Below are 11339 nucleotides of genomic sequence, written 5' to 3'. Positions count from 1 at the left end.
CAAGCACACCGATCGCTCGATCTGCATGCGGCACCCTCGCACTTCTTCCGGCTGTGGCTGTGGCTGACGACCGGCATGGTGACCAAGGAGTGGGTCGCGATCCACCGCAAGCACCACGCGAAGTGCGAAACCCAGGAAGRCCCGCACAGCCCGGTCGCCCACGGCATCAAGACCGTTCTGTTCACCGGCAGCGAGTTGTACCGCGCTGAAGCCAAGAACCAGGAGACGCTCTCCAAGTACGGCCACAACACGCCGGACGACTGGATCGAGCGCAACCTCTACACCCGCTACAGCTGGCAGGGCGTCGGCGTGATGCTGATCATCAACCTGACGCTGTTCGGCGCGATCGGCGCGACGATCTGGGCGATCCAGATGGCGTGGATCCCGATCACGGCTGCCGGCATCATCAATGGTCTCGGCCACTGGTGGGGCTACCGCAATTTCGAAGCGGTCGACGCCAGCACCAACATCTCGCCGTGGGGCATCATCATCGGCGGTGAGGAGTTGCACAACAACCACCACACCTACCCGACCTCGGCCAAGCTGTCGGTCAAGAAGTACGAGTTCGACATCGGCTGGGCCTACATCCGTGGGCTCGAGATGCTGGGCCTGGCCAAGGTCCGCAAGACGCCGCCGATGCTGCGCCTGGGCGACGTGAGGCCGGTCGCCGACTCGAAGACGCTGGAGGCGATCATCGCCAACCGCTACGAGGTGATGGCCAAGTACGCCGGCGGCCTGCGCGACGCCTGCCGTGCCGAGGTCAAGCGCCTGAAGGCCGAGGGCGTTGCCGCCGGCAGTGCCAAGCTGGCCAACATGCGCCTGGCGCGCCGCTGGCTGCACCRCGACGAGGACAAGATCCCGCATCACGTGAAGGCCCAGGTGGCGAGCGTCTGTGCCGACAGCCCGTCGCTGTCGAAGCTGGTGACGATGCGCGAAGAGTTGCGCCAGCTCTGGACCCGCACCAATGTGTCGGCCGAGCAGCTGGTGATCGACCTGCAGGCCTGGTGCAAGAAGGCCGAGGAGAGCGGGATCGCCGCGCTGCAGGAGTTTGCGGTCAAGCTGCGCGCTGCGCACGCCTGACGGCTTCGGTTTCCCCCGTTCGACCAAGAGCCCGCTTTTCGAGCGGGCTTTTTTGTGGGTGGCGATTCCCGGATTGGCATCCGGGCTGCACGACTCGCAGTCCGGATGCCAATCCGGGGTTCAGCGCCAAGCCGACAACAAAAAACCCGCCGGGCCTGCGCCGAGCGGGTTTCTGGTGAAGCGAGGCCGAATTACTTCAGCTTCATTTCCTTGTACATCACGTGCTTGCGAGCCTTCGGATCGAACTTCATGATCTCGAGCTTCTCGGGCGTCGTCTTCTTGTTCTTGTCGGTCGTGTAGAAGTGACCGGTGCCGGCTGACGATTCCAGCTTGATCTTTTCGCGTCCACCTTTTGCCATGATCAGCTCCTAATCAGAGTGCGCCGCGGGCGCGCAGATCCGCGACCACTTGCTCGATGCCGACCTTGTCGATCAGACGCAGTGCTGCGTTCGTGATGCGCAGGCGGACCCAGCGGTTTTCGGTTTCCAGCCAGAAGCGGCGGTACTGCAGGTTCGGCAGGAAACGACGCTTGGTCCGGTTGTTGGCGTGGGAAACATTGTTTCCCACCATCGGGCCCTTACCCGTTACTTGACAGACGCGTGCCATGACGCTTCTCCACTTGAATCTCGTTTCAGGAGTGGCACACAGAGCAGGCCTCGGATGAGGACATCGCTTTGGCTTGGTGGGTGCCTCTTCGAAAGCGGAGGCAGGCGCTTCAATGAAATGCCTGCCGCTTTCGGCAAAGACCGCGATTATAGCCAGCTTTTTGGACAGGCGCCAGTTCAGGCCGCACCCTGCTCCAGGAAGCGCTGCGCGTCCAGGGCGGCCATGCAGCCGGTGCCGGCGCTGGTGATGGCCTGGCGGTAGACGTGATCCTGCACGTCGCCGGCGGCGAACACGCCCGGCACGGTGGTCATCGTCGCGAAGCCGCCCAGGCCGCTGCGCGTGACGATGTAGCCGTCCTTCATCTCGAGCTGGCCCTTGAAGATGTCGGTGTTGGGCTGGTGGCCGATCGCGATGAAGCAGCCCTTGAGCGTCAGGTCGTTGGTGCGGCCGTCCTGCGTGCTCTTCAGCCGCACGCCGGTCACGCCCGACGCGTCGCCCAGCACTTCATCGAGCGTCTGCCACAGGTGCAGCTCCATCTTGCCGGCCTTGACCTTCTCGGCCACCTTGTCGATCAGGATGGCCTCGGCGCGGAACTTGTCGCGGCGGTGGATCAGGTGCACCTTGCGGGCGATGTTCGACAGGTACAGCGCTTCCTCGACCGCGGTGTTGCCGCCGCCGACCACGCAGACATCCTGGTCGCGGTAGAAGAAGCCGTCGCAGGTGGCGCAGCCGCTGACGCCGCGGCCCATGAAGGCTTCTTCCGACGGCAGGCCGATGTACTTGGCCGAGGCGCCGGTGCAGATGATCAGCGCGTCACAGGTGTAGGTGTTGGAATCGCCCTTCAGCGTGAACGGGCGTTTCGAGAAATCGACCTGGTTGATGTGGTCGAACACGATCTCGGTGTTGAAGCGCTCGGCATGCTGCAGGAAGCGCTGCATCAGGTCCGGTCCTTGCACGCCCATCACGTCGGCCGGCCAGTTGTCGACCTCGGTCGTCGTCATCAGCTGCCCGCCTTGCGCGATGCCGGTCACCAGCATCGGCTTCAGGTTGGCGCGGGCCGCGTAGATGGCGGCGGTGTAGCCGGCCGGGCCGGAGCCAAGAATGAGGACCTGGGCGTGCTTGGGGGTGCTGTTCATGAAGAAGCTCGACGGAAAACAGGTGGGCGCGCGTGGCGCAAAGGCAGCGGAATGACGGTCAACTGGCAGAAAAACGCCGCCGAGTCTGACATGGGGTTGACTCCGGCTGGTGTCAATCTGCGTAATGGTGACAATAGCGAAATTGTAGGAACTGTGAGTTTTTCACGTTTGCCGACAACCACCCCACACAGGAGGAAGTTCGATGGCCATGTTGTCCAATCTTGACCTCATTCGGCGCGTACCGCTGTTCTCGATGCTCACCAACGAGCAGGCGACGGCGATCGCCGACAGCGTCGTCAAGCGCCGCTTCCGCCGCGGTGAAATCGTCGTGGAGCATGGCAAGAAGTCGAATGCCCTCTTCATCCTGCTGACCGGCCGCGCCCGCGTGCTCACGTCCGATTCGCGCGGCCGCGAGGTCATCCTCGCGGTGCTGCAGCCGGGCGACTACGTCGGCGAGATGAGCCTGATCGACAACGAGCCGCACTCGGCCACCGTCCGGGCCGAGGTGCAGACCGACATGCTGATCCTCGGCCGCGCCGAGTTCGCACGCTGCCTGCCGGAGAACTCCAGCCTGTCGTACGCGATCATGCGCGGCCTGGTGTCGCGCCTGCGCAGCGCCGACCGCCAGATCGAGTCGCTCGCGCTGCTCGACGTCTACGGCCGGGTCGCGCGTTCGCTGCTCGACATGTCCGAGGACGACGGCGACGTGAAGATCATCCGCAACAAGGTGTCGCGCCAGGACCTGGCGAAGATCGTCGGCGCCTCGCGCGAGATGGTCAGCCGCGTGATGAAGGACCTCGAGGACCGCGGCATCGTCGAGACGCAGGAAAACGGCTCCGTCATCATCAAGGAGCGCCTGACGAGCGGTTGATCGACCACCCCGAGGGCGCTGCGGCGCGATCGGCCACAATCGCCGGATGACTTTTCCGCTCGGATCGCTTCGTGCCGACGGCGGCGCTGCCGCACCGAACCATGCCGCCCCGTCCGCCCAGGGCCAGGGTGGCACCTACACCCGCTCGGGCCCGGCGGGCAGTGACGCTGACGCCGACCGCGCCGGCCTGCGCACCCAGCTCGCGGTGCTGATCGGCGGCGCGCTGTGGCTGCTGGCCGTGCTGGCGCTGGCCACGCACCAGGCCGCCGACAGTGCGTTCTCCACCTCCGGCACCGCCGCCGCGGCGCTGAACAAGGCCGGCACGCTGGGCGCCTGGTTCTCCGACATCGCGTTCGTCGTGTTCGGCTACTCGGCCTGGTGGTTGGTCGCGATCGCGGCGCGCGCGTGGCTCTCGGCGCTGGCCCGGCTGCTGCGACATGGCGAGGATCCGGCTGCTCCCCGCGACAAGCGCCGGCCCGTCTGGGTTCTCTGGGTCGGCGTGCTGCTGCTGATGGCGGCCAGCACCGCACTCGAATGGACGCGGCTCTACCAGTGGGAATCGTTCGTCGCCGGCGGCCATGCCGGCGGCGTGCTCGGCTACCTGCTCGGTCCGGCCAGCATGAAATTGCTCGGCTTTGCCGGCTCCGGCGTGCTGTGGATCGCGATGCTGGTGGCCGGCAGCGCACTTGCATTTGGTTTCTCTTGGGTGCGCCTGGCCGAACGCATCGGCGCCTGGGTCGATTCGCTGCGCGAGCGCCGTGTCGAGCGCATCGAGCGCGCCGAAGACCACCGCCTGGGCGAACAGGCGCTGCGCGAGCGCGAGCACATCGTCGAGGTCGAGCACCAGCTGGCCGAGGACCACGCGCCGATCGTCATCGAGACGCCGGTCGTCGAGGTGCCGAAGTCGGAGCGCGTCGTCAAGGAGCGCCAGAAGCCGCTCTTCACCGAACTGACCGACACCAAGCTGCCCCAGGTCGACCTGCTCGACGCCGCGCCTGGCCGCATGGAGACGGTGACGCCCGAGACGCTCGAGATGACCTCGCGGCTGATCGAGAAGAAGCTGAAGGACTTCGGCGTCGAGGTGCGCGTGGTGGCCGCCTCGCCGGGCCCGGTGATCACGCGCTACGAGATCGAGCCGGCCACTGGCGTGAAGGGCTCGCAGGTCGTCAACCTCGCGAAGGACCTGGCGCGCTCGCTGAGCCTGGTCAGCATCCGCGTCGTCGAGACGATCCCCGGCAAGAACTACATGGCGCTGGAGCTGCCGAACGCGAAGCGGCAGACGATCCGGCTGTCCGAGATCCTCGGCTCGCAGGTCTACAACGATGCGTCGTCGCAGCTGACGATGGGCCTGGGCAAGGACATCGTCGGCGGCCCGGTGGTGGCCGATCTCGCGAAGATGCCGCACTGCCTGGTGGCCGGCACCACCGGCTCGGGCAAGTCGGTGGGCATCAACGCGATGATCCTGAGCCTGCTGTACAAGGCCGAGGCGCGGGACGTCCGGCTGATCCTGATCGATCCGAAGATGCTCGAGATGAGCGTCTACGAAGGCATCCCRCACCTGCTGGCGCCGGTGGTCACCGACATGAAGCACGCGGCCAACGCGCTGAACTGGTGCGTCGGCGAGATGGAGCGGCGCTACAAGCTGATGAGCAAGCTGGGCGTGCGCAACCTGAGCGGCTACAACAAGAAGATCGCCGATGCCGCCGAACGCGGCGAGACGCTCGGCAACCCGTTTAGCCTGACGCCCGAGCAGCCCGAGCCGCTGGAGCGCCTGCCGTTCGTCGTGGTGGTGATCGACGAGCTGGCCGACCTGATGATGGTGGTCGGCAAGAAGATCGAGGAGCTGATCGCCCGCCTCGCGCAGAAGGCGCGCGCGGCCGGCATCCACCTGATCCTCGCGACGCAGCGGCCGAGCGTCGACGTGATCACCGGCCTGATCAAGGCCAACATCCCGACGCGCCTGTCGTTCCAGGTCAGCAGCAAGATCGACAGCCGCACCATCCTCGACCAGATGGGCGCCGAGGCGCTGCTCGGCATGGGCGACATGCTGTACATGCCCTCGGGCACCGGCCTGCCGATCCGCGTGCACGGCGCCTACGTCAGCGACGAAGAGGTGCACCGCGTCGTCAAGTACCTGAAGGAGCAGGGCGAGCCGAACTACATCGAGGGCATCCTCGAGGGCGGCACGCTCGACACCGAAGGCGGCGATGCCGCGCCGGGTGCCGCAGGCGAAGGCGGCGGCGAGGCCGACCCGATGTACGACCAGGCGGTCGGCATCGTGCTGCAGCACCGGCGCGCGTCGATCTCGCTGGTGCAGCGCCACCTGCGCATCGGCTACAACCGCGCGGCCCGGCTGCTGGAACAAATGGAGAAATCCGGGCTCGTAACTGCCATGTCCACCAACGGCAACCGCGACATCGTCGTGCCCAATCGTGATGAATGATGCGATGACTGACCGCCCCCGCCGCATGAAGACGGTTCGTTCACTGGTGGCGCTGCTGCTTGCCACCGCGGCCGCCGCGGCCCACGCCGACGCGGTCGACACGCTGCGCGAGTTCGTGCGCGACGTGAAGAGCGGCAAGGCCGCGTTCACGCAGACCGTCACCGCGCCCGACGGCGTCAAGAAGAAGAACTCCAGCGGCACCTTCGAGTTCGCGCGCCCGAACCGCTTCCGCTTCGCCTACGCGAAGCCGGTCAACCAGCTGATCGTGGCCGATGGGCAGAAGGTCTGGATCTACGACGCCGACCTGAACCAGGCCAGCTCGCGCAAGCTGACGCAGGCGCTCGGCGCGACGCCGGCCGCGCTGCTGGCCGGCGGCTCGCTCGAGAAGGACTTCGAGCTCGCGCCGCTGCCCGACAAGGACGGCCTGTCGTGGGTGCTGGCGACGCCGAAGGCCAAGGACAGCGCGTTCCAGGCGGTGCGCGTCGGCTTCAAGGCGAAAGACCTGGCCGCGATCGAGATCACCGACGGCTTCGGCCAGCGCTCGCTGCTGCAGTTCAACGGTTTCGCGGCGAACGCGGCGATCACACCCGACAGCTTCGTCTTCACCGTGCCGAAGGGTGCGGACCTGATCGAGCAGTGATCATTCACGATGGCCGAGCAGCAATTGCCCTTCTTCGATGAAGCCGAGGCCGACCGCCAGGCGCCGCTCGCTGAACGGCTTCGCCCGCGCACGCTGAACGAGGTGATCGGCCAGCAGCAGCTGCTCGGCGAGGGCAAGCCGCTGCGCGTCGCGTTCGAATCGGGCCGGCTGCATTCGATGATCCTGTGGGGGCCGCCGGGCGTCGGCAAGACGACGCTGGCGCGGCTGATGTCGGATGCGTTCGATGCGCAGTTCATCGCGATCTCGGCGGTGCTCGGCGGCGTGAAGGACATCCGCGAGGCCGTCGAGCGCGCCAATGCGGCCCGCACGAGCGGCCGGCGCACGGTGGTGTTCGTCGACGAGGTGCACCGCTTCAACAAGGCGCAGCAGGATGCCTTCCTGCCGCACGTCGAATCGGGCCTGTTCACCTTCATCGGCGCGACCACCGAGAACCCGTCGTTCGAGGTCAACTCGGCGCTGCTGTCGCGTGCCACGGTGCATGTGCTGAAGAGCCTGGACGATGCCGACATGGCCACGCTGCTCGAGCGCGCCCGCGCGCTGCTGGCAGCGCCGCCGATGAGCGAGGCGGCGGCGAAGCGGCTGATCGGCTATGCCGACGGCGACGCCCGGCGCCTGCTGAACGCCTACGAGAACCTGGTGCGCATGGTCGGCACCGCGGCCGAGCTCGACGAGGCCCAGCTCGAGAAATCGCTCGGCGAGCAGCTGCGCCGCTACGACAAGGGCGGCGAGCAGTTCTACGACACGATCTCGGCGCTGCACAAATCCGTGCGCGGCAGCGACCCCGATGCGTCGCTGTACTGGTTCGTGCGCATGCTCGACGGCGGCGTCGACCCGCGCTATGCGGCGCGCCGCCTGGTGCGCATGGCCAGCGAGGACATCGGCCTGGCCGATCCGCGCGCGCTGCGCATGACGCTCGACGCGGCCGAGACCTACGAGCGCCTGGGCTCGCCCGAAGGGGAGCTGGCGCTCGCGCAGGCGGTGGTGTTCCTCGCGATGGCGCCGAAGTCGAACGCCGTCTACGCCGCCTACAAGGCGGTGCGCAGCTTCATCCAGCAGGACGGCACCCGCCCGGTGCCGCTGCACCTGCGCAACGCACCGACAAAGCTCATGAAGGACCTCGACTACGGGCGCGAGTACCGCTATGCGCACGACGAAGAGGGCGGTTTCGCGGCTGGCGAGCGTTACTGGCCCGACGATATGGAAACGCCTCGCTTCTACGAACCCGTGCCGCGCGGCCTGGAACTGCGTATCGGAGAGCGCCTGCAGGAACTGCGCCGGATGAACGAGGAGTCCAGCAGGAAACGCGGCAGATCCGGGTAAACGCCGAGACTTGTTCTGTTCCGCCCGGGTAACCGAGGCCTGTTTTAGCGGTGAGCGCCCTCTAGAATCCGCCGCCACCGCGTCATTTAGGTGCAGCGCAACCCGCCAGATAGCCACGGCGGGCTTTTTGCTACAGGGAACGGTGGCTGGCTTCGCGCGGCAGCTGTTCTTTGATTCGACAAGGCTGCCGCCTTGGATTTCCGCAGGAGACTTTTCACATGGATACCTTCATCCAGCAGGTCATCAACGGTCTGGTGCTGGGCAGCGTGTATGCGCTGGTCGCACTGGGCTACACGATGGTCTACGGCATCATCAACCTGATCAATTTCGCGCACGGTGAGGTGCTGATGGTGGGTGCGCTCACCAGTTGGACGGTCGTCACGGCGCTGGCCGGCACCGGCCTGCCGGGCTGGCTGCTGATGCTGATCTCGCTGATCGCCRCCATCGTGGTGTGCTCGGCGCTCAACTTCACGATCGAGAAGGTGGCCTACCGGCCGCTGCGCACCGCGCCGCGGCTCGCGCCGCTGATCACCGCGATGGGCATGTCGCTGCTGCTGCAGACGCTCGCGATGATCATCTGGAAGCCGAACTACAAGTCGTACCCGATCCTGCTGCCGAGCGAGCCCTTCTTCATCGGCGGTGCGGTGATCAACACCGTGCAGATCCTGATCCTGGTCGTCACCGCGATCACGCTGGCCGGGCTGATGTACCTCGTGAACCGCACCAAGCTGGGCCGCGCGATGCGCGCCACCGCCGAGAACCCGCGCGTGGCGAGCCTGATGGGCGTCAAGCCCGACACCGTGATCTCGGCCACCTTCATCATCGGTGCCGCGCTCGCCGCGCTGGCCGGCGTGATGTACGCGGCCAACTACGGCTCGGTGCAGCACTCGATGGGCTTCCTGCCGGGGCTGAAGGCCTTCACGGCCGCGGTGTTCGGCGGCATCGGCAACCTGGCCGGCGCGATGGTCGGCGGCGTGGCGCTCGGCGTGATCGAGTCGCTCGGCGCCGGCTACATCGGCGACCTGACCGGCGACGTGCTGGGCAGCCACTACCAGGACATCTTCGCCTTCATCGTGCTGATCCTCGTGCTGACGCTGCGCCCGAAGGGCCTGCTGGGCGAACGTGTCGCCGACCGCGCCTGATCGCACAAGGAATCCCACCATGAACCTCAGAGACAACAAGATCGGGACCTGGATCGCCGCGGCCATCGTGCTGGCGATCGCGCCCTTCATCGCGCAGTACTTCGGCAATGCCTGGGTGCGCATCCTCGACATCGCGCTGCTGTACGTGCTGCTCGCGCTCGGCCTGAACATCGTGGTCGGCTACGCCGGCCTGCTGGACCTGGGCTATGTCGCGTTCTACGCGGTCGGCGCCTACCTGTTCGGCCTGCTCGCGTCGCCGCAGCTGGCCGAGACCTTCCCGCGCATCGCCGAGATGTTCCCGGGCGGACTGCACACGCCGTGGTGGCTCGCGATCCCGATCGGCGCGCTGGTGGCCGGCATCTTCGGCGTGGTGCTGGGTGCGCCGACGCTGAAGCTGCGCGGCGACTACCTCGCGATCGTCACGCTCGGCTTCGGCGAAATCATCCGCGTGTTCATGAACAACCTGGATGCGCCGGTCAACATCACCAACGGCCCGAAGGGGCTGGCGCAGATCGATTCGTTCAACTTCCTCGGCTACGACCTCGGCAAGCGGCACAGCCTGTTCGGCGTGATCGACCTGCCGCCGGTCACGAGCTACTACTTCTTCTTCCTGGCGCTGGTGGTGCTCAGCGTGCTGATCTGCTACCGGCTCGAGCGCTCGCGCATCGGCCGCGCGTGGATGGCGATCCGCGAGGACGAGATCGCGGCCAAGGCGATGGGCATCAACACCCGCAACCTGAAGCTGCTGGCGTTCGGCATGGGCGCCACCTTCGGCGGCGTGTCGGGCGTGCTGTTCTCGACCTTCCAGGGCTTCATCTCGCCGGAATCGTTCAGCCTGCAGGAGTCGGTGATGATCGTCGCGATGGTGGTGCTGGGCGGCATCGGCCACATCCCGGGCGTGATCCTCGGCGCGCTGCTGCTGTCGGCGCTGCCCGAAGTGCTGCGCTACGTGGCCGGCCCGCTGCAGAACATGACCGACGGCCGGCTCGACGCGGCCATCCTGCGCCAGCTGCTGATCGCGCTGGCGATGATCGCCATCATGTTGTCGCGCCCGCGGGGCCTGTGGCCTTCGCCGGAGCACGGCAAGGCGGCTCCCGTCCCGACCAAATAACAACAAGGAGCTCCGCATGGCAGAAACTGTTCTCAAGGTCAGTGGCGTCTCCAAGCGCTTCGGCGGCCTGCAAGCGCTCTCCGATGTCGGCATCTCGATCGAGGCCGGCCAGGTGTATGGCCTGATCGGCCCCAACGGCGCCGGCAAGACGACCTTCTTCAACGTGCTGACCGGGCTGTACACGCCCGACGCCGGCAGCTTCGAGCTGGGCGGCAAGCCCTACCAGCCGACCGCGGTGCACGAGGTGGCGAAGGCCGGCATCGCGCGCACCTTCCAGAACATCCGGCTGTTCGCCGAGATGACGGCACTCGAGAACGTGATGGTGGGCCGCCACGTGCGCACCGGCTCGGGCCTGATCGGCGCGGTGTTCCGCACCAGCGGCTTCAAGGCCGAGGAGGCCGCGATCGCCAAGCGTGCGCAGGAGCTGCTCGACTATGTCGGCATCGGCAAGTACGCCGAGTTCAAGGCCCGCACGCTGAGCTACGGCGACCAGCGCCGGCTGGAGATCGCCCGCGCGCTCGCCACCGACCCGAAGCTGATCGCGCTCGACGAGCCGGCCGCCGGCATGAACGCGACCGAGAAGGTCGTGCTGCGCGAGCTGATCGACCGCATCCGCAACGACGGCCGCACGATCCTGCTGATCGAGCACGACGTGAAGCTGGTGATGGGCCTGTGCGATCGCGTCACCGTGCTCGACTACGGCAAGCAGATCGCCGAAGGCACGCCGGCCGACGTGCAACGCAACGAAAAGGTGATCGAGGCCTACCTCGGCGCCGGACACAAGGCCCACTGAGGACGCCCACATGGCAACAACATTGTTGAAAGTTTCGGGCCTCAAGGTCGCCTACGGCGGCATCCAGGCCGTCAAGGGCGTGTCGTTCGAGGTGAACGAAGGCGAGCTGGTCAGCCTGATCGGTGCCAACGGCGCCGGCAAGACGACGACGCTGAAGGCCGTGACCGGCCTGCAGC

Annotated in this window: 12 protein-coding genes; 9 read left to right on the top strand and 3 right to left on the bottom strand. The window is 66.7% G+C overall.

Annotated elements, in window-relative coordinates; all coding sequences use genetic code 11:
- Nucleotides 1-1080 (top strand): DesA family fatty acid desaturase (locus AC1D15_RS07485; protein ID WP_477825498.1); only part of this gene is annotated, 1080 nt, incomplete at its 5' end.
- 191 nt (nucleotides 1081-1271) lie between these two features.
- Here AC1D15_RS07485 and rpmG read toward each other — a convergent pair.
- The 3 genes from rpmG to trxB form a co-directional block, all read right to left on the bottom strand.
- Entirely contained in the window at nucleotides 1272-1439 is a 168-nt protein-coding gene (gene rpmG, locus AC1D15_RS07480) for a 50S ribosomal protein L33 (protein ID WP_047507524.1), read from the bottom strand.
- A 13-nt stretch (nucleotides 1440-1452) separates the two neighbouring features.
- Nucleotides 1453-1686, bottom strand: coding sequence for a 50S ribosomal protein L28 (gene rpmB / locus AC1D15_RS07475; protein WP_047507526.1), 234 nt, complete (start codon nucleotides 1684-1686; stop codon nucleotides 1453-1455).
- A 176-nt stretch (nucleotides 1687-1862) separates the two neighbouring features.
- On the bottom strand, nucleotides 1863-2822 hold the full coding sequence (trxB, locus tag AC1D15_RS07470; protein ID WP_047507528.1) for a thioredoxin-disulfide reductase: 960 nt from the start codon (nucleotides 2820-2822) through the stop codon (nucleotides 1863-1865).
- Between the two features lie 202 nt (nucleotides 2823-3024).
- Here trxB and AC1D15_RS07465 point away from each other — a divergent pair, with 202 nt between their 5' ends.
- The 8 genes from AC1D15_RS07465 to AC1D15_RS07430 form a co-directional block, all read left to right on the top strand.
- Nucleotides 3025-3693 carry a Crp/Fnr family transcriptional regulator gene (locus AC1D15_RS07465; RefSeq protein ID WP_047507530.1) on the top strand — a complete coding sequence of 223 codons (669 nt, stop codon included), beginning with the start codon at nucleotides 3025-3027 and terminating at the stop codon, nucleotides 3691-3693.
- Between the two features lie 46 nt (nucleotides 3694-3739).
- Nucleotides 3740-6136, top strand: coding sequence for a DNA translocase FtsK (locus AC1D15_RS07460; RefSeq protein ID WP_477825497.1), 2397 nt, complete (start codon nucleotides 3740-3742; stop codon nucleotides 6134-6136).
- A 4-nt stretch (nucleotides 6137-6140) separates the two neighbouring features.
- Nucleotides 6141-6776 carry an outer membrane lipoprotein periplasmic chaperone LolA gene (gene lolA / locus AC1D15_RS07455; RefSeq protein ID WP_477825496.1) on the top strand — a complete coding sequence of 212 codons (636 nt, stop codon included), beginning with the start codon at nucleotides 6141-6143 and terminating at the stop codon, nucleotides 6774-6776.
- A 9-nt stretch (nucleotides 6777-6785) separates the two neighbouring features.
- Nucleotides 6786-8117: a replication-associated recombination protein A gene (locus tag AC1D15_RS07450; RefSeq protein WP_477825495.1), complete on the top strand. Its 1332-nt coding sequence runs from the start codon at nucleotides 6786-6788 to the stop codon at nucleotides 8115-8117.
- 218 nt (nucleotides 8118-8335) lie between these two features.
- A complete protein-coding gene (locus tag AC1D15_RS07445) occupies nucleotides 8336-9259 on the top strand; it encodes a branched-chain amino acid ABC transporter permease (protein WP_477825494.1) in 924 nt (307 codons plus the stop codon).
- 19 nt (nucleotides 9260-9278) lie between these two features.
- Entirely contained in the window at nucleotides 9279-10370 is a 1092-nt protein-coding gene (locus AC1D15_RS07440) for a branched-chain amino acid ABC transporter permease (RefSeq protein WP_477825493.1), read from the top strand.
- A gap of 16 nt (nucleotides 10371-10386) precedes the next feature.
- Nucleotides 10387-11163, top strand: coding sequence for an ABC transporter ATP-binding protein (locus AC1D15_RS07435; RefSeq protein WP_465114192.1), 777 nt, complete (start codon nucleotides 10387-10389; stop codon nucleotides 11161-11163).
- A 10-nt stretch (nucleotides 11164-11173) separates the two neighbouring features.
- On the top strand, nucleotides 11174-11339 hold a 166-nt coding region (locus tag AC1D15_RS07430; protein ID WP_477825499.1), incomplete at its 3' end, for an ATP-binding cassette domain-containing protein.

The organism is Rhizobacter sp. P2_H2 (genome assembly GCF_056403375.1).
The sequence above is the reverse complement of the archived record's forward strand: the minus strand, read 5'-3'. Positions and strand labels throughout refer to the sequence as shown.

What these genes read in the sequence shown, in the direction of transcription:
- rpmG (WP_047507524.1), bottom strand. Translation starts at nt 1,439, where the DNA reads ATGGCAAAAGGTGGACGCGAAAAGATCAAGCTGGAATCGTCAGCCGGC.
- rpmB (WP_047507526.1), bottom strand. Translation starts at nt 1,686, where the DNA reads ATGGCACGCGTCTGTCAAGTAACGGGTAAGGGCCCGATGGTGGGAAAC.
- trxB (WP_047507528.1), bottom strand. Translation starts at nt 2,822, where the DNA reads ATGAACAGCACCCCCAAGCACGCCCAGGTCCTCATTCTTGGCTCCGGC.
- AC1D15_RS07465 (WP_047507530.1), top strand. Translation starts at nt 3,025, where the DNA reads ATGGCCATGTTGTCCAATCTTGACCTCATTCGGCGCGTACCGCTGTTC.
- lolA (WP_477825496.1), top strand. Translation starts at nt 6,141, where the DNA reads ATGACTGACCGCCCCCGCCGCATGAAGACGGTTCGTTCACTGGTGGCG.
- AC1D15_RS07450 (WP_477825495.1), top strand. Translation starts at nt 6,786, where the DNA reads ATGGCCGAGCAGCAATTGCCCTTCTTCGATGAAGCCGAGGCCGACCGC.
- AC1D15_RS07440 (WP_477825493.1), top strand. Translation starts at nt 9,279, where the DNA reads ATGAACCTCAGAGACAACAAGATCGGGACCTGGATCGCCGCGGCCATC.
- AC1D15_RS07435 (WP_465114192.1), top strand. Translation starts at nt 10,387, where the DNA reads ATGGCAGAAACTGTTCTCAAGGTCAGTGGCGTCTCCAAGCGCTTCGGC.